Source organism: Pseudomonas sp. PA-5-4B, assembly GCF_021606215.1.
In the GTDB taxonomy this organism is placed as follows: Bacteria; Pseudomonadota; Gammaproteobacteria; order Pseudomonadales; family Pseudomonadaceae; genus Aquipseudomonas; species Aquipseudomonas edaphica.
In genome coordinates this window covers 18,415-35,602 of record NZ_WKDB01000024.1, presented here as the reverse complement: position 1 = coordinate 35,602, position 17,188 = coordinate 18,415, and the positions used below count along the sequence as shown (strand labels likewise).

Below are 17,188 nucleotides of genomic sequence, written 5' to 3'. Positions count from 1 at the left end.
CATTCCCACGCAGAGCGTGGGAACGATCGTGCAACACCTATATTTTTTGGAGTAGCACCATGAACCAAACCCCGGCGGAGCGCTTGGAAGCCGAGCGCAAGTTGTCCGAGAACCAGTTCGATATTACCCAGTACGAGCATGTGCCGCGGCGGTATTACGGGCGGATGTTTTTTGCCACGTTGATCGTGATCGCCCTGGCCGCGCTGTTGCGCGCATTTGCCAATGGCCAGATCGAATGGTCCTACATCGGCCAGTTCCTCACGTCTGAGGCCATCCTCTGGGGGCTGGTGAATACCATTGTCATGTCGATTTTGGCGATGGCGCTGGGTGTGGTGATCGGGGTGATCACAGCGATCATGCGCATGTCGGCCAACCCGATCCTGCGTTATGTGGCCATCACTTACACCTGGCTGTTCCGCGGTACGCCGCTGATTTTGCAGCTGCTGCTGTGGTTCAACCTGGCGCTGATTTTCCCGGTGATCTCGATTCCCGGCGTGTTCAGCATCGACACCGTCGACCTGATGACGCCGTTCGTGGCCGCCCTGCTCGGCCTGAGCATCAACCAGGGCGCCTACACCGCCGAAGTGGTGCGTGCCGGTTTGCTCTCGGTCGACACCGGCCAGTACGAAGCCGCCAAGTCTATCGGTATGCCGAGCCTGCAAGCATTGCGTAGGGTGATTCTGCCGCAGGCCATGCGGGTGATCATTCCGCCTGTGGGCAACGAGTTCATCAGCATGGTGAAAATGACCAGCCTGGCCAGCGTGATCCAGTACTCGGAGCTGCTGCACAACGCGCAAAACATCTACTACGCCAACGCGCGGGTCATGGAGCTGCTGATTGTGGCCGGTATCTGGTACCTGGCGGTGGTGACTGTTCTTTCATTTGGTCAAAGCCGCCTCGAGCGTCGTTTTGCCCGCGGCGCCGGCAAGCGTTCGTAAGTTTGGGTTGAGGAGATTTGCCCCATGAGAAGCATCGTCAAGGCCGTCAACCTGAACAAGTATTACGACCAGTATCACGCGCTGCGCGACATCAATATCGAGGTCGAGCAAGGCGAAGTGATGTGCATCATCGGCCCGTCCGGCTCGGGTAAAAGCACCCTGCTGCGTTGCGTCAACCAGTTGGAAAAAATCGACAAGGGCGGCCTGTGGGTCGACGGCGAGCTGGTCGGCTACCGGGTGGTCGGCAACAAGCTGCATGAGATGAATGAATCGCAGATTGCCCGCCAGCGCCTGGCCACCGGCATGGTGTTCCAGCGTTTCAATTTGTTCCCGCATATGACCGTGTTGCAGAACATCATCGAAGGCCCGGTGCAGGTGCTCAAGCGCTCGCCCAAGGAAGCCATCGAAGATGCGCTGGAGTTGCTGGCCCGCGTGGGTCTGGCGGACAAGCGCAATGCATACCCGGTGGAATTGTCCGGCGGCCAGCAACAACGTGTGGCTATTGCTCGCGCCTTGGCGATGCGCCCCAAGTTGATGTTATTCGACGAACCCACGTCAGCCCTCGACCCGGAGCTTGTGGGAGAAGTGCTGTCGGTGATGCGTGATTTGGCCACCACCGGCATGACCATGATCGTGGTCACCCATGAGTTGGGCTTCGCCCGCGAAGTCTCCAACCGCATGGTGTTTATGGACGCTGGCCAGATTGTGGAAGCCGGCAGCCCCGAAGAAATTCTAATAAGCCCACAAAACCCGCGTACCCAAAGCTTTATTTCTGCCGTTCGCACTTAACTAAAAAACTAACGAGAACGCCCCCATGAAAAAATTGTTTATCCCCACGTTGCTCGCAGGCCTGATGGCCTCCACCTGTGTATTGGCGGCATTGCCGGCAGCAATCAAGGAAAAAGGCGAGATCAGCGCGGCCATCGTGCCGAACTACCCGCCGATGGATTTCAAGGACACCGCCACCAATAAACTCACCGGCCTGGACTTTGACCTGGGCAATGCCCTGGCTGAGCGCCTGGGTGTGAAGATCAAATGGCAGGAAACCGGCTTCGAGCAGATGCTCAGCGGCCTGACCACCAAGCGCGTCGACATTGTGCTGTCGGGCATGAGCGACACCGCCGAACGCCAGAAGGCCGTGACCTTCATCGACTACTTCACCAGTGGCCCGCAGCTATACACCCTGGCCAAGCGTGAAGACCTTCAGGCATTGACTGACCTGTGCGGTAAAAAAGTCGGCACCAGCCGCCGTACCACCTGGCCGTCGGAGATTGCCGCATGGAGCAAGGAGAACTGCGAAGCGGCCGGTAAGCCAGCCATTGTGGTGATCGGCACCGAAGGCTCGGCAGATGCGCGGGCCCAGTTGCAGCAGAACCGTCTGGATGCGGCGATGCAGGGCAGCGAGACCATTCCTTATCTGATGGCGCTGGACAAGGGTAAGTACAAGCCGGTGGGCCTGGCGATTTCCAAGCAGTTCACGGGGCTGGGGATTGAGAAGAGCAACACTGAGCTGGTGACGGCGATCAGTGAAGCGCTGCAGGGCATGATTGAGGATGGCACCTACGGCAAGATCCTCAAGAAGTGGGATCTGGAGCAGGGTGCGGTGGAAAAAATCAGCATCAATGCAGGCCAGTAAATACACGATCTAGAATGTGGGAGCTGGCTTGCCTGCGATAGCGGTGGGCCAGTAAGAAATATTCAAGCTGACCCACCGCTATCGCAGGCAAGCCAGCTCCCACATTAGCTCTGTATTCACATTAGCTCTGTATTCACATTGGCTCTGTATTCACATTGGCTCTGTGTTCACTGTTGAGCTGTTCTCACCGTAGATCTGTGTTGTCTTGAAGCAATAACAAGGACGCTCGCCCCCACCGTGGCCACCTATTCCCTGGTAATTCGCCGCCTGATGATCTGCTCGGTGACCATCGTGGTCAGCCGCGCCATGACCAGCCCCTTGCTGGCCTTGCTCTTGAGTACCCGACTGGGCCTCAACCAGCAGGACATCGGCCTGTTGATGGGCATTGCCGTGTTTATCGCCACGTTGCTGGGCCTGTATGGCGGCTACATCATCGACCGCCTGGAAAAGCGCAAGCTGCTGATCCTGGCCATGCTCTCCAGCTCCATCGGTTTTCTGTTGCTGACGTTTGCCAGCAACCTCTATCTCACCACCCTGACCCTGGTCATTACCGAAGCCGCCTCGGCGCTGTTCCTGATTGGCTCCAAAGCCATCATCAGCGAGAACCTGCCGGTGGGTGATCGCGCCAAGGTGTTTTCCCTGCGTTACACCCTGACCAACGTTGGCTACGCCACTGGGCCGATGATCGGTGTAGTGATTGCCGGGCATATGCAACTGGCGCCGTTCTTGATCGCCAGCGCCATTGCGTTTGGCAGCCTGTTCCTGATGATCGGCATCCCACCGACCCAGCGCGATGACAGCCACAAACCCTTGAGCTTCCTCAGCACGCTGCGCACGTTGCGCAGCGACCGCACGCTGATCCTGTTCACCAGTGGCAGCCTGTTGAGCACCATTGTCCACGGGCGCTACACCCTGTATCTGTCGCAGTTTTTGCTGGTGGCCTACAAACCCGCCGAGGCGCTGAAGATTCTGTCGGCAGTGCTGGCCTGCAACGCCATTACGGTGATTGTGATGCAGTACCAGATTGGCCGGTTTCTCAAGCGCGAACAGTTGCGTTACTGGATCGTGCTGGGCACGTTGCTGTTCATAGCCGGGCTGGTCGGTTTCAGCCAGGCTCACAGTCTGCTCACGTGGTGCCTGGCGATGTTCGTGTTTACCCTGGGCGAGATGATCATTTACCCGTCGGAATTCCTGTTTATCGACACCATCGCCCCCGACGCATTGCGCGGCAGTTATTACGGCGCACAAAACCTGGCGGCGTTTGGCGGAGCGATGAGCCCGGTTATTTGCGGCTATTTGCTGATCAACGCTGCGCCGACCAGCATGTTCTATGCGTTGGGTGCACTGACTGCGATGGGCGGCACTTTGTGTTTCTTGAGCGGCCGCCGTGTAGCTGGCACACCGCTTATCTAAGGTGGGAGCTGGCTTGCCTGCGATAGCTGAGTGTCAGGTTGAAATATGAAAGCTGGCACGGCGCTATCGCAGGCAAGCCAGCTCCCACATTTTGCTCTCCGTAATGTCTGGTATTTGCGTAGTATCCAGCCATTCATTTCACGGACCCGAGCCCCATGAAATTCGACACGGCCTACAGCCTGAGTCTCGACGACAAGCTGTCGATCTACGACGTTCGAGACCTGAATTTCGACGAAACCGCCGACTTCGACTCCGATAAGGACAGCTTCCTGTGCCCGAACGATGAATGCCGCGCGGCGTTCGAAACGGGCAATACGCTGAGCACGTTCAACGCGAAAAACGTCAATTATCAGCGCACGCCCCACTTCAAGAACAAGACCAGCACCCGGCATATCGACGGCTGCCGCTATGCCAGCACGCACAAGTCTGCAACCGGTGAAAGTGACGACGAGCGCGAAGACAATTTCCCATCGGAATTTGTACTGACCCGGCGTCAGTACCCGCGCAACACTGCGCTTGTCGGCAGCGAGGGAAGCGTCCCACAAGATTCAGCGAAGGCGCCTTCGACAAGTACCCGCTCATCCCGCGTCACCAGTGACACAACCCCAGACAAAACCAGCGTCTTCGCACACCCGGTCGAGTGCTATGTGTCCAATATCGACGACAAGGACAAGCTCAAGTCCATGCCGCTGAAGGTTGGCGAACACTCCGCGAATTACTGGACGTTCTTCAAGAAAATCGAATACCTGCAAGACAATAAAGGCCTGATTTACTGGGGCAAGATCAAAGCGATCAAGGATTACACCAGCAGCTTTCGCATCGACTTCGAAAAAAAGGTGTGGCTCGACAAAAAGCCTTATTCAGTGAATGTCTACCTGAGCAAAAAACTCATCGAGAACTACCGCAAGCGCACGGCGTTCCTGGAGCAGATCAAGGCGGCCGCCAGTAGCGAACGGGCCTTGTATTGCTTCTTTTACGGGGTGACGCCAACGCTCAAACAGGTGCCGAGCAAGAAGAACCCCGAGCAGACATTCGGGGTGTTCAGCGCCAATATCGAGAACCTGGACCACTTGATCATTCGTGAGGCACCGGGAATGCAGGAGCATTAGGCAAGGGCGCGTGATCGCTGAGCTTGCCGGTATTGTTCGCGTGCAGCTCGGGCGGTGGCCGCGTCTATCCCGCCAAATGCTGTCAGCCAGTGAATCAGCATTTCTTCCTCTGGCCAACCATAGCCCTTTATCCCGGGAATGGTTCTGGGTGTACGATTGATGGCTTCGTCATAGCGTCTCGCACTCCACGGCTGCTTCACAAAGTCGAAACCTTCAGCGTCCCATTTAAACACGCGCAGGATTTCATTGATTTGGCCCTGGCTGCTGCGGTCGCTGCGCTGGTACAAGCAATAAGTGCTCCCCAAGCCGCTCAGCAGCGGATCACAAACGGACGGCGAGAGTATGTCCAGCACGCCACACTTCAGCGCTACATTCATCACGCCATCGATCCAGCGATGGGCAAATGTCTTCACAAAACCCGCGTCATCGGCCTTTTTCATATCGAAGAACAGCATGCTATAGCGCGTCTTCAAATGCGTCGCCACCAGCACATGCTTACGCTTAACTATTGCCGCATGGACCAGCCACTGGTTAGGGTCTGTGTGCAGCGCAAGACCCTCGGCGCTCGGTATCGGTGGTTTTTCAACTGGGGTAATTTTCTTACCCTTGTGAATACGGCTGAAAAAGTCGCTGCCGGCTTGTGAGCAATTAAATGTCAGCACACTGTGTTCCTGCGCAAAGTGATCAACGCCAAGTGTGCCCTATTTACTCGCCGGGCAATTGCTCCTCAACCCACTCAAGTTCATAAGGCTGCCTGACGGCATAGCTGATGGCATCAAGCGTTTCTTCGCTGAGTATTGCCAACTCGGCGTCGGTCAACAGGTCATGGTGCACCATCAATGCCAAGCACGGATAGGTTGATGAGCGACTGTAATAGTCGAACATATCGGCCATATCCTTGTTGCGGGCATGAATCACGCCATACAGCATTCCGTACCGGGCGTGAGCGGACAAGGCACCGTGCTCACTGATAGTCCTGGCATCCGCCAGGACACCGAGGCAAAACCGATCAAGGGCCAATGCCCTCAAGCCTTTGAATTTCTTCCAATCACTTTCGGAAATAGACATAGCGTCGTTCTCTCGTCAGCTCAATCGGTCCGCAGATCTTGCTATCGGCGTGCGAGCTTTGCAACGTCCACTGTCCTTCTGGATAGGGCAAGTGAACCCCCGATAAAAAATCCAGTTGATGAACGGCGCAAACAACTGTACAAAAACACAGTATAGTTTGCCTTCCCCCGTCGAACCTGGAGAAACCCCATGTCCTCTCTGGCAATGAGCTCTTTCGTAGAACAGCAGATCGTCCTGCACCAATTCACCGCCAAACACAGCGCACAGGCCCGTGTGATGCTGGGCTGGAGCCGTGAAGACCTGGCCCGCCAGGCCGGGCTGGCGGTGGAGGTGGTTCAGCGTTTTGAAAGCCTGGGTGAGGTGGAGGATGAAGCTCGGTTAGCCCTCGCGTTCCGGCTGGAGGCTGAAGGCCTGGTGTTTTTTCCAGGGTTTGCCCCGGGCTGGGGGATGAGCGCACGCAAGTTTGCAGCCGCCCCAGCCGAGCCCGCCGCACCTGGCCTCATCTCGCGGTTGATGGGCTCAGCAGCGGCATCAAATGACTCACCAACGCCTCAGCCGAATGGTGCGTAGAGTCCAACCGAAGCACCGGGCAGGTCAGCGGTTTCAACCAGCTTTCATGCCGACGCAGGCTGCGTAGGCTGTGGTTGCCGCCGTCGTAACGGGCGGCCCAGGCCAGGAATGCGATGCTGTTGGCGTGGCGGCTGCCGCCCTCCAGGATCTGTTCGCCGTAGCGTTGCACTTCGCGCAGTTGCAAGCGGTGCAGGCGCACATGTGGGTCCAACCGCAGGAACACTACATGGGTGAACTGCGCGATCATCGCATCGCCCCAACCGCACAGTGAGCCGGACAGTACCCAGCCCTCAAGGCCGGCACTCTGTTCCTGCAACAGGCGGATGCGTTCATCCTTGGGCCGGGCGACCGTGAAAGGCTCTGACGTTTGTTGCCAGTAGAAATAGTCAGAGTCGAAATAGGCGACGCCCAAGCGTTTGGCCAGAGCCTGGCCCAAGGTCGAGGTACCGGCACCTGCAGCGCCGATAATGTGTATTTTGTAGGCCATGCTTGCTCTCCATGGCTTTGAGTGTAATACGCGAGATTTGCAGCACGCAGCGCGTCATTTAAAGCTCGGGTTTTACACCGGCTTGGGCCGCCTGCTCGTACCCATAAGCCACTGCCAGCAAGGTGGGTTCCGACCAGCGAGTACCGAAGAAGTAGGCACTGGTAGGCAGGCCGTCCTCACTCGTCCCAGAAGGTACGGTGACCCCTGGGTAACCTGCTGCGGCAACCCCGAAGTAACTGTTGGTATCGTAGTCCGACACTATGGCATGCAGGTTTTTCTCCTTGATCGGGTCATCCACGCTGCTGCGAAAATCCTGGATAAGCGCGTCCCACAGCGTTTTGCGTTGCTGCGGCGTAAGGGCGGCTGCGTTGACCTTCTTGAGTACAGATTGGTGATCCGTCTCAGTACCATCACGGGTTTCATTGAATGTTATCAACTCGGCCAATGATGTGACCGGCAGGCCCGGACGCTTGGCCAAGTAGGCATTCAGTTCTTCCCTTACATCCGAGAGCAACAGTTCGTCGTAGCGTGAAGCATCTGCCAGCCGCAGGTTGATCGGTAACAACGTAGCGCCTTGCTCACGAAGTACTTGCAGTGTCTTGCTAAATTGCGGGCTGTTGTCCACCGGCAAACTTTCACCGTTGAACGTAAAGGTCGCGGGATAACCGATACGCTTGCCCTTCAAGGCGCCTGGCACCAGCAGTTTGGTGTAGTCGATGCCTTGAGGGGCGCCCAGGCTTTCGGGATCGCCAGGGTCACTGCCGGACATGGCATTGAGCATCAACGCAACGTCATACACCGAGCGAGCCATGGGGCCGGGTGTGTCTTGTCGGCGGCTGGCGGGAATAATCCCGTTGCGATCCAACAAGCCAACGCTGGGTTTGAGCCCCACCACACCATTGAGCGCCGCCGGTACGATGATCGAACCATTGGTTTCGGCACCGACCGCCAGGGGTGCCAGCCCGGCCGCTATCGCTGCGGCAGACCCCGAACTGGAGCCACCGACGTCGGCACCCGCACGGTGAGGGTTAAGGGTTTGCCCTCCCCGGCTACTCCAGCCATCGGGGCCACCGCGAAAGCCAGCCAGTTCGCTCATGTTGGTTTTACCCAGGATCACCACCCCTTGCTTGATGAGGTAATCGACAAGAACAGCATTCTTGCCGGCAGCCGCCCCCACAAGACCAAACGCACCTGCACTGGTTTGCATGCCAGTCGTTTCGATGGTGTCCTTGAGCAAAATGGGTACGCCATGCAACGGGCCACGCACCTTGCCACTGGCGCGTTCACGGTCCAGTTCGCGCGCGACCTCGAGTGCCTCAGGGTTGAGTTCGATGACGGAGCACAGTTGAGGGTCCAGCGTGCGGATACGCTCTTGCAGGAAGTTCACCAGATCAACCGACGTAAGCCCGTGCGGCCGAGCCATTTGTTCGCCCAGCTCGCGAACGCTTGCGTATGCAGTCTCTGGCGCCACGGGCTTTGCAGCCATTGGCGTTTCTACTACAGGCGAGGTCTGCGCCGGCAAGGTTTGCGCAGCCTGGCGGATCATCGAATAGATGCCGTAAGCAACCGTCATAAAGGTCTCTCCTGAGTTCAGAATTCATGCGGGATCAAGTCCGCCATTCTAAAAACCCCAGGTGTTAAAGACCCTCAGGCAGTCTCTGCTCACATCGTAGGAGGGTTCAGCACTTCCTGTAGTTGTTACGAGTTCTTTGACGCGCAGGCGCTGACCTGGCGATAGGCATGCAACAACAGCGGCAATGCATCACGCGACCATTGTGCGCCGTAAAACCACAGTTTCGCCCCATCTCCCAACGGTTCGCAAAGCGACGGATAGCCGTTGATGCAGGCACGATGAAACGCAACGCTCTCGCTGCCAGAAACCAGCGCATCCAGGCGATGCGCGGTCATGAGGTCGTCGATATCATTGCTTTGCAGGGAAAATTGCAGGCTGCTGTCTTCACGACGCGCGTCCACTGGCACCAAGTGCGCACCGGCCTGGCGCAGAAGGTCGAAGGCTGCACACAAGGCTTCGCTGTGTTCGACGGCCTCGCGATGACCGCCTTGCACATAGCGGTCAGCGAACCCGATACGCCAACCCGATAGCATCTGTGAAGCGGTGAAGCTGGTGTTGTTCAGTACCAGGGGGACTTCCACCATGACCGGCCCAGTAGGGTCGATACCGCTTAAAGCTGCGAGTGATAACGCGGGATCCCGCGCAGGTCTTGCCGGTAGGGCCGGCGCGTTGTAGCCAGGAATGGGCGCCGCGCCAACCACTTGCGCCGCGCCGAAGACGATACCTGCGCGGCTCAGATTCTCGGGTTTAGCATAAACGGACTCGGCCGCGGGCTCCACGCTGCCCGCCTCCTCCGTCACAGGCAAGGAAAGCCCTGGGCGACACGGCATCCCTGATCGCCAATGCTCCCTACAGTTTTTTTCCATCAAAACCCGACCTCCGACAATTGATTGCGCGGGATCATCGCACTCTCATCTGGCGTTTGTCGCAGTCCTGAAACACCCTGAAAATCCTTTTTCCAGGCGGCAACGTTTCAACCCGCTGCGTGTTCTTTTACACCTTGAGTTTCCACCTCCAGCCACCACGCATGCCCGCGCTCCGGCTGGCTAAGGCTGAACGCCTGCCCCATCGCCGGCGTGGTAATCGACACGTTGCGCTCCCAGGCCAGGGCCATGATGCGGTCGAACGGTTCGTGCCAGGCGTGGAAGGCCAGGTCGAAAGTGCCGTTGTGGATCGGTAGCAGCCAACGGCCTTTGAGGTCGATGTGTGCTTGCAGGGTTTGCTCAGGCTGCATATGCACATGGGGCCAGTCGACGTTGTAAGCACCTGTTTCCATCAGCGTGAGATCAAACGGGCCGTATTGTTCGCCGATGCGTGTGAAGCCGTCGAAATAACCGGTGTCGCCGCTGAAAAAGATCCGCCGCGCGCCGTCGATCATCACCCAGGAACACCACAAGGTCTGGTTGCCATCAAACAGGCCACGCCCGGAAAAATGCTGGGCCGGAGTTGCGATAAACCGGATGCCCTCGACTTCGGTACCTGCCCACCAATCCAGTTGCCGGACTTTGCTGGCATCCACACCCCACTTGACCAGCGTGTCGCCCACGCCCAGCGGCGCAAGAAAATAGCGGGTCTTGTCGGCCAGTTGGATCACCGCGTTGCGGTCAAGATGGTCGTAGTGATTGTGGGAAAGAATCACCGCTTCCAGAGGTGGTAACTCTTGAAGGCTGATCGGCGGCTGATGAAAGCGCTTTGGCCCAGCCCAACTGAAAGGCGAGGCACGTTCGGCAAATACCGGGTCAGTGACCCAGAACTTGCCGCGCATTTTCAGCAGCACAGTGGAATGCCCCAAGCGAAACACACTGTGATCGGGTGCTGCCAACAACTGCTCACGCGTCAGCGGTTGCACCGGGATCTTGCCTACCGGGCGTGTGCTGCGTGGTTTGTTGAACAGCATGTTCCAGAAAATGCGCAAGGTTTTGCCAAAACCACCGTGCTGCACTGGAGCATCGTTGCTGAATTGCCCTGGCGCTTGCTCGGCGGTCTTTGGCGCAGCCGGCGCGGGGTCGAGACGGGTTGAAATCGTGGCCATTGCAGAGTGACTCCGGGGTCGGCTCATAAAAGACACTGCGAAGACTAACTACACTGCACAGTGTAGTTTCTAGATTGCAACAAAACCCTGAGCAAGTAAACTACCGAGTGTAATTTCCTTTTAGAGCCTTAGAGCCGACCATGACTGCACCTCTGCGCCTCACCGATCGTAAACGCGAAGCCATTGTGGCAGCCGCTATTACCGAGTTCCGCGCGAATGGGTTCGAGGTCACCAGCATGGACAAAATCGCCGCCACCGCCGGCGTTTCCAAGCGCACGGTGTACAACCACTTCCCCAGCAAGGAAGAGTTGTTTGCCGAAATCCTCCACCAGTTGTGGGCCAGCAGCGTTGCCCAACTGGACGTGAGCTACGCCAGCGACCGCCCGCTGCGCGAGCAATTGCGCGGGCTACTGGAGGCCAAGATGCTGATGATGTCGGACGCCAACTTCCTCGACCTGGCCCGTGTCGCGATTGCCGCCACCATCCATTCGCCGGAACGCGCACAAGACATGGTCAACCGCCTGAGCAAGCGCGAAGAAGGCTTCACCCAGTGGGTGCGCGCCGCGCAGGAAGACGGCCGGCTGTCCTGCACCGACCCCGCCTTCGCCGCCCACCAGATACAAAGCCTGCTCAAGGCATTCGCGTTCTGGCCGCAGATCACCCTGGGCCAACCTGTGCTCGACGCCGCCTGCCAGGCCAGCGTGATCGAGTCAGCCATCGACCTGTTCCTGGCCGGTTACGAAGTGCGCACACCAAGGCCGCAGTAAACCCTGTTACAGACGCGACATTCCAGGTCGCTTTTGGCGTATTCCCACGCTGTGCTGCGCAAATGGCCTGGAAGGACACTGATTATTCCCACGCGAATAACTGACAATATTCACCGTTAATATCCGATCAACGGTTCTACCCGCTGACGCACGTTGTCGTACCCGCAAAACAGAGCTGACCCGGAACACTATGGAAAACAGACGAGGCAAAGGGCTTTCATTTGCCAGACGTATCTACAAGCCAAGGATCATCGGCCTGGGTATCGGTTGTATCAGTGTGGCCGGCGCCCTTTATCCCCTGGCGATGCCGGGCTGGGTGTGGGCGTTCCTGCTGTTCAATGGCTATGCCTGGGCGCATGTGGCGTATCAGCTCTCGACCCGTTCGCAGTTTCCCTATCAGGCTGAACAGCGCAACCTGCTCTATGACTCGTTGTTCGGTGGTTTCTGGGCCGCCGCCACCCAGTTCACGCCCCTGACGGCCGTGACCGTGCTGTCGATGATGACCATGAACAATGTCGCGGCCGGCGGCAAACGCCTGTTTCTGCGCGGGCTGCTGGCGCAAGCGGCAGGTACCGCGGTGGCGTGGGGTTTGTTCGGGGTCAAGTTCAACCCCAATGTCAGCCTCAGCCAGGTCTACACCTGCCTGCCGATGCTGACGCTCTACCCGATGGCCATCGGTATGGTCTGCTACCAACTGGCGATCAAGCTCTCGGAACACAAACGCGCCCTCAGCGCCCTGAGCCGTATCGACAGCCTCACCGGCCTGCTCAACCATGGCTCGTGGAAAGACCTGTTGAACCTCAAGTTCCATAAGTGCCAGCAGCAAAGCAGCCACGCCACTATCGCGCTGATCGACATCGACCACTTCAAGCAGATCAATGACACCTACGGCCATATCGTCGGTGATGCGGTGTTGCGCCAACTCAGCCAGGAGTTGCGCCTGCACCTGCGGGAAAACGACTTGGCCGGCCGCTATGGCGGCGATGAGTTCTGTGTGATTTTGCCGCAAATGCCGCTGGAAGAAGCCGCAAAAGTCATGGAACGCATGCGCGAAACATTCGGCAACTATCGTAATGCCCAGATCCCGGAGTTGCGCGTGAGCCTGAGCATTGGCCTGGCCGACTTCCAGCCACTGTTCAGCGATGCCGCGATGTGGCTCAACGCGGCGGACCGTGCGCTGTACACAGCCAAGGAAACCGGGCGTAACCGGGTGAATGTCAGCGATTACGTGGTCGCCCATTCCGCTTGAGTTGTCCGATAACACCTCGTCTGAATCTTCCGCCCGCGCCTCGCAGCGATAGCATAATGCCGCCACTGGTCGCCTGCCCAAAAATGGTCCTGCCCTAACGGCGAACTTCTTGGCAGGCTGATCACTCTGAACCCCTTGTTCCGCCCCCTCTGTCAGCACCAGGAAGCTGACAATGAGCAAGTCAACCGTAAGGCCCAGGGCCATACGGGGTCAGGCGCCTATTCATGGATACCTCTGACGCGTGCTTCCCCGAGCCCTCGAACATGCTATTTAACGCCCATAAAAAAACCATCAGTACCCTGCAATACACCAATGCCCAGCAGGCCAGCCTTCTCGACGCGATTGAGCGCTCCATGGCCGTTATCGAGTTTGACCTGCAAGGCAGCGTGCTGCGTGCCAATGACAACTTCCTCAAGACCATGGGCTACCGCGCCGAGCAGATCCTGGGCCAGTCACACCGGATGTTCTGCACACCCGCGTTCGCCCGCAGCGCCGAGTACAACCAGCTGTGGACGCACTTGCGCAATGGCCACTTCCAGTCCGGCACCTTTGAGCGGCTGGCCGGCAATGGCCAGTCAGTATGGTTGGAAGCGAGCTATAACCCGGTGCGCGATGACACGGGCCAAGTGATCAAAGTGGTGAAGTACGCGATGGATGTCACCCCGCGCCTGCAGGCCGAAAGCGAAGCCAACGCCAAGCTGGGCGCCATCGACCGTGCCATGGCAGTGATCGAATTCAACCTCGACGGCACCATCATCACCGCCAATGACAATTTTCTGCAGCGCATGGGCTACAGCCTGGCGCAGATCCAGGGCAAACATCACCGCATGTTCTGCACACCGGAGCTGGCCAACAGCGCGGCGTATACCGAGTTCTGGAAACGCTTGAACCAGGGCGAACTGTTCAACGGCCAGTTCGAGCGCGTTGATAAACACGGCCAGACCCTGTGGCTCGAAGCCAACTACAACCCGGTGTACGACGCCAGCGGGCGCCTGTGCAAAGTGGTCAAGTTCGCCTCTGACGTCACCGCCAGGGTGCAACAGCACGCAGCCGACGCCGCCAGCGCGGCCCAGGCTTACCATATTTCCCTGAATACCCGGGATGTGGCCGAAAAAGGCGCCGACGTGATTCAGCAAACCGCCAGTGGCATGCGCGAAATCGCTGCAGACATCGACACCTCCTCGCAACTGATCGCCAAGCTGGGTGAGCGTTCGCAGCAGATCACCGCCATCGTCAACACCATTCGCGGGATCGCCGACCAGACCAACCTGCTGGCCCTCAACGCCGCCATCGAGGCGGCACGCGCGGGTGAGCAAGGCCGTGGTTTTGCCGTGGTGGCTGACGAGGTGCGGCAACTGGCAGCCCGCACCAGCGGCTCGACGGCGGAAATCTCCAGCATGATCGCGATGATCCAGGACGAGACCCGCCAAGCCATCGAGAGCATGGACAGCACCCGCGACCGCGCGGCGCTGGGGGTCGACCTGGCCAACCGTGCGGGCACGGTGATCCTGCAGATTCGCGAAGGCACCACCGAGGCGGTGCAAGCGGTGAGCGCGTTCGCCAACGAGCGCGGCAACACCTGACCGGTTCTTCATGTGTGTGTCGGGGGGCGCGGTCTATAGTGCTAGCTTGTCTTAACGCTTAGGATTCGAGCCCGCCATGACCCCCGACAAGCCAGACGCCGTACCTGTCGATCACCTGCGCTTCCACCGCGGCCACGCCCATCTGGCGCCGACCTTTGGCAACGACACCTTTGCCCTCAAGGCCGAAGCCTTCGCACGCTTCTTTGGCACGCCGACCTTTCTCGGCGCGCAAACCGCGATCGTGGTGGTGTGGGTGGTGCTCAACATCACCGGCGTCACGCATTTTGACGTGTACCCGTTCATCCTGCTCAACCTGGCGTTCAGCCTGCAGTCGGCTTACGCCGCGCCGCTGATCCTGCTGGCCCAGACACGCCAGGCCGCCCGCGACAAAGCCCAGTCCGACGCCGATGCGCAACACCGCGAAGCCCTGGCCATTGCCAATACCGAACGCCAGGCCCAGGCCGCGCAAACCACCAAACAGTTACTGGAATTGCTGGAGCAGAACACCCGGCTGACGGAAATGACCAAGCAACTGACCGAGCGTATCGAGACGTTGACGTGCGAGATGCATGAGCAGTTTGTGCGAAAACCCTAAAGGCAGACCAAAGAACCCTTGTGGCGAGGGAGCTTGCTCCCGCTGGACTGCGTAGCAGGCCCGCTCTTTAAAACCAAAAGCAGGGCCGCTGCGCGCCCCAGCGGGAGCAAGCTCCCTCGCCACAGTTACCGTCTCGCCCTTGGTTGATAGCCCAGCTCAAGGCAGCCGAATATGCCGCCCCAACTCATCAAACAAGGTCACCACCGAGCGCAGTGCCCGGCAGTCCGGGCGTGTCAGCAGCCATAGCGCCGTATCACGCCCCGCCAGCGCGGGGCCGAGTGGTTGCAAACCGTCCTCCAACAGAAAGTCCGGCAGCGCCGCCACGCCCAGCCCTGCGCGTACCAGTTCGGCCACGGATAACATGCTGTTACAGCGATAACTGGGACGCACACCCGGTAGGTGCTCACGCCGCCAGGCTACGGTGGAGTGATCGGGCAAGAAGTCATCCGGCGCGATCCACGCCAGCTCGGCCAACTCACGCCCCTGGTTTTGGCGGGCATAACCCGCGCTCGCGCACACCTGATAGGCCACGGTGCCCAGTCGACGGCCAACCAGATGCTCCGGCGGCGTCTTGGTCAGGCGCAGCGCAATGTCCGCGTCGCGGCGGCTGAGGTTGGCAAAATCATTGGACGTGCTCAACTCCAGGATCAACGCCGGGTAGGCCGGCATGAACTGCGCCAGCGCCGGTAGCAGCAACCCCTGTAGCACCGAGTCGGTGCAGGTCAGGCGCACGGTGCCGCTGATTACTTCACCACCCTGCTCCACCCCGATGCGCGCCGCTTCCAGCGCTTGCTCGGCCTGTTCGGCCTGCTGCGCCAGGTGGCTGGCCAAACTGGTGGGCAGGTAGCCGGCACGGCTCTTTTCGAACAGGGTCTGGCCCAGGGCCGCCTCCAGCCGTCGCACGGCACGGAACACCGTGGACACATCCACCCGCAGCAGCGCCGCCGCCCGCGCCAAGGTGCCGCCACGCACCAGCGCGAGAATCAGCGACAGGTCCGGGTAATCGAGCTGATAGTGCGTGGCTGCATTGAGCATGTGGGCAAACGCCAATTTTGATTGCGTGAGCGCCAATCTATAGTTCGCCCCAGGACACCACAAGCCATGGGACGTACACGATGAAAACCACCACCCTGCACCTCGCCCTGATCGGTGATTACAACCCCGACGTAACGGCCCACCAGGCCATCCCCGTGGCGCTGCAACAGGCTGCCGACGCCTTGGGCCTGAACGTGCAGTTGCACTGGCTGGAGACCGACTCGATCACCCCGGCCACCGAACTGCATGCCTTCGACGGCTTCTGGTGCGTGCCCGCCAGCCCCTACCGTGATGCCGACGGCGCACTGCGGGCGATTCGTTTTGCCCGCGAGCAAAAACGCCCATTCCTGGGCACCTGCGGTGGTTTTCAACACGCGGTCATCGAATATGCCCGCAACGTGCTGGGCTGGGCGGATGCGGAGCATGGCGAACTGGCGCCCGAGGCCAGGCGCGCGGTTATCACGCCGCTTGCGTGTTCCCTGGTCGAAGCCACCGGCAGCATCCGCCTGGCGCCCTACACACGTATCGCCGAGGCTTACGCCAGCCTGGAAACGGAGGAAGGCTACCGTTGCAGCTACGGCATCAACCCCGAGTTCGCCCAGGCATTACTCGAGGGCGACCTGATCCCCAGCGGCCACGATTCGGCGGGCGATCTGCGTGCCGTCGAACTGCTGGGCCATCCGTTTTTCGTCGCCACCCTGTTTCAGCCCGAACGCGCGGCACTTAAAGGAATTACGCCGCCACTGGCGGTTGCCCTGCTCAAAGCCTGCCAGGCGCAATCGGTATGATCGCCACCACACCCGCCCCGCCCTATTACGCCGTGATTTTCAGCTCGTTGCGTACCGAAGGCGATCAAGATTATAGCCAGGCCGCCAACCGCATGCTGGAACTGGCGCGCGAACAACCGGGGTTTCTGGGTGTTGAGTCGGCGCGGGAAAACGGCTTGGGCATCACCGTTTCCTACTGGGAAAGCGAAGCAGCGATTTTGGCCTGGAAGCAACAAACCGAACACAGCCAAGTGCGCGAGCAAGGCCGCGCCAATTGGTATTCGGCGTTTCACACCCGCGTGTGCAAGGTCGAGCGGGCTTACAGCTTCGAGCGTTGAAACACAGCCTCAAGCCCCCTGCAAAAAC

Annotated in this window: 19 protein-coding genes and 1 pseudogene; 13 read left to right on the top strand and 7 right to left on the bottom strand. The window is 59.1% G+C overall.

The features are described from left to right. Positions 1 to 59 precede the first annotated feature (59 nt). The 5 genes from GIW28_RS13995 to GIW28_RS13975 all read left to right on the top strand — a co-directional run bounded on the left by GIW28_RS13995 (position 60) and on the right by GIW28_RS13975 (position 5,096). Positions 60 to 938 carry an amino acid ABC transporter permease gene (locus tag GIW28_RS13995; protein WP_236446372.1) on the top strand — a complete coding sequence of 293 codons (879 nt, stop codon included), beginning with the start codon at positions 60 to 62 and terminating at the stop codon, positions 936 to 938. A 24-nt stretch (positions 939 to 962) separates the two neighbouring features. Beyond that, the gene (locus GIW28_RS13990; protein ID WP_017134648.1) at positions 963 to 1,727 is read left to right on the top strand and encodes an amino acid ABC transporter ATP-binding protein; all 765 of its coding nucleotides are present in this window, start codon (positions 963 to 965) and stop codon (positions 1,725 to 1,727) included. A gap of 25 nt (positions 1,728 to 1,752) precedes the next feature. Then, positions 1,753 to 2,574, top strand: a complete 822-nt coding sequence (locus tag GIW28_RS13985; RefSeq protein ID WP_169985065.1) for an ABC transporter substrate-binding protein — start codon at positions 1,753 to 1,755, stop codon at positions 2,572 to 2,574. A gap of 237 nt (positions 2,575 to 2,811) precedes the next feature. Then, entirely contained in the window at positions 2,812 to 3,987 is a 1,176-nt protein-coding gene (locus GIW28_RS13980) for an MFS transporter (RefSeq protein WP_058422241.1), read from the top strand. A gap of 155 nt (positions 3,988 to 4,142) precedes the next feature. Further along, on the top strand, positions 4,143 to 5,096 hold the full coding sequence (locus GIW28_RS13975; RefSeq protein WP_236446370.1) for a hypothetical protein: 954 nt from the start codon (positions 4,143 to 4,145) through the stop codon (positions 5,094 to 5,096). On the opposite strand, the gene GIW28_RS13970 is transcribed toward GIW28_RS13975, so the two are convergent. Together GIW28_RS13970 and GIW28_RS13965 are read right to left on the bottom strand one after the other, a co-directional pair. After that, positions 5,093 to 5,758, bottom strand: coding sequence for a DUF6933 domain-containing protein (locus GIW28_RS13970; protein WP_099550482.1), 666 nt, complete (start codon positions 5,756 to 5,758; stop codon positions 5,093 to 5,095). The genes GIW28_RS13975 and GIW28_RS13970 overlap by 4 nt on opposite strands. Positions 5,759 to 5,801: 43 nt before the next feature. After that, on the bottom strand, positions 5,802 to 6,164 hold the full coding sequence (locus GIW28_RS13965) for a hypothetical protein (RefSeq protein ID WP_017137865.1): 363 nt from the start codon (positions 6,162 to 6,164) through the stop codon (positions 5,802 to 5,804). A 189-nt stretch (positions 6,165 to 6,353) separates the two neighbouring features. On the opposite strand from GIW28_RS13965, the gene GIW28_RS13960 reads away from it, so the two are divergent. Next, on the top strand, positions 6,354 to 6,734 hold the full coding sequence (locus GIW28_RS13960; protein WP_236446368.1) for an XRE family transcriptional regulator: 381 nt from the start codon (positions 6,354 to 6,356) through the stop codon (positions 6,732 to 6,734). Here the strand turns inward: GIW28_RS13960 and GIW28_RS13955 are convergent. The 4 genes from GIW28_RS13955 to GIW28_RS13940 all read right to left on the bottom strand — a co-directional run bounded on the left by GIW28_RS13955 (position 6,664) and on the right by GIW28_RS13940 (position 10,826). Continuing rightward, positions 6,664 to 7,221 (bottom strand): AAA family ATPase, encoded by a 558-nt coding sequence (locus GIW28_RS13955; protein ID WP_170039804.1) that lies wholly within the window; start codon positions 7,219 to 7,221, stop codon positions 6,664 to 6,666. The two genes, GIW28_RS13960 and GIW28_RS13955, sit on opposite strands and share 71 nt — an antisense overlap. A 58-nt stretch (positions 7,222 to 7,279) precedes the next feature. After that, positions 7,280 to 8,794, bottom strand: coding sequence for an amidase family protein (locus GIW28_RS13950; protein WP_236446366.1), 1,515 nt, complete (start codon positions 8,792 to 8,794; stop codon positions 7,280 to 7,282). Between the two features lie 125 nt (positions 8,795 to 8,919). After that, a complete protein-coding gene (locus GIW28_RS13945; protein ID WP_236446364.1) occupies positions 8,920 to 9,573 on the bottom strand; it encodes a hypothetical protein in 654 nt (217 codons plus the stop codon). 194 nt (positions 9,574 to 9,767) lie between these two features. After that, positions 9,768 to 10,826 carry an MBL fold metallo-hydrolase gene (locus tag GIW28_RS13940; protein WP_236446361.1) on the bottom strand — a complete coding sequence of 353 codons (1,059 nt, stop codon included), beginning with the start codon at positions 10,824 to 10,826 and terminating at the stop codon, positions 9,768 to 9,770. Between the two features lie 140 nt (positions 10,827 to 10,966). On the opposite strand from GIW28_RS13940, the gene GIW28_RS13935 reads away from it, so the two are divergent. The 5 genes and pseudogenes from GIW28_RS13935 to GIW28_RS13920 all read left to right on the top strand — a co-directional run bounded on the left by GIW28_RS13935 (position 10,967) and on the right by GIW28_RS13920 (position 15,020). Further along, positions 10,967 to 11,593 (top strand): TetR/AcrR family transcriptional regulator, encoded by a 627-nt coding sequence (locus GIW28_RS13935; protein ID WP_017137871.1) that lies wholly within the window; start codon positions 10,967 to 10,969, stop codon positions 11,591 to 11,593. Positions 11,594 to 11,783: 190 nt separating this feature from the next. Continuing rightward, positions 11,784 to 12,842 carry a diguanylate cyclase gene (locus GIW28_RS13930; protein ID WP_017137872.1) on the top strand — a complete coding sequence of 353 codons (1,059 nt, stop codon included), beginning with the start codon at positions 11,784 to 11,786 and terminating at the stop codon, positions 12,840 to 12,842. Between the two features lie 224 nt (positions 12,843 to 13,066). Then, positions 13,067 to 13,876 (top strand): annotated as a pseudogene (locus GIW28_RS30815) (PAS domain-containing protein); the annotation flags it as partial. Positions 13,877 to 13,990: 114 nt separating this feature from the next. Continuing rightward, positions 13,991 to 14,425 (top strand): methyl-accepting chemotaxis protein, encoded by a 435-nt coding sequence (locus tag GIW28_RS30810; RefSeq protein WP_395600972.1) that lies wholly within the window; start codon positions 13,991 to 13,993, stop codon positions 14,423 to 14,425. Positions 14,426 to 14,501: 76 nt separating this feature from the next. Further along, positions 14,502 to 15,020, top strand: coding sequence for a DUF1003 domain-containing protein (locus GIW28_RS13920; protein ID WP_099550475.1), 519 nt, complete (start codon positions 14,502 to 14,504; stop codon positions 15,018 to 15,020). A gap of 156 nt (positions 15,021 to 15,176) precedes the next feature. Here the strand turns inward: GIW28_RS13920 and GIW28_RS13915 are convergent, their stop codons facing one another. Continuing rightward, positions 15,177 to 16,055, bottom strand: coding sequence for a LysR family transcriptional regulator (locus GIW28_RS13915; protein WP_236446358.1), 879 nt, complete (start codon positions 16,053 to 16,055; stop codon positions 15,177 to 15,179). 80 nt (positions 16,056 to 16,135) lie between these two features. On the opposite strand from GIW28_RS13915, the gene GIW28_RS13910 reads away from it, so the two are divergent. Together GIW28_RS13910 and GIW28_RS13905 are read left to right on the top strand one after the other, a co-directional pair. Further along, positions 16,136 to 16,843 carry a CTP synthase C-terminal region-related (seleno)protein gene (locus GIW28_RS13910; RefSeq protein ID WP_236446355.1) on the top strand — a complete coding sequence of 236 codons (708 nt, stop codon included), beginning with the start codon at positions 16,136 to 16,138 and terminating at the stop codon, positions 16,841 to 16,843. Beyond that, positions 16,840 to 17,160 carry an antibiotic biosynthesis monooxygenase family protein gene (locus GIW28_RS13905; protein ID WP_170039796.1) on the top strand — a complete coding sequence of 107 codons (321 nt, stop codon included), beginning with the start codon at positions 16,840 to 16,842 and terminating at the stop codon, positions 17,158 to 17,160. Before GIW28_RS13910 ends, GIW28_RS13905 begins: the two co-directional genes overlap by 4 nt. The last annotated feature ends 28 nt before the right edge of the window (positions 17,161 to 17,188 follow it).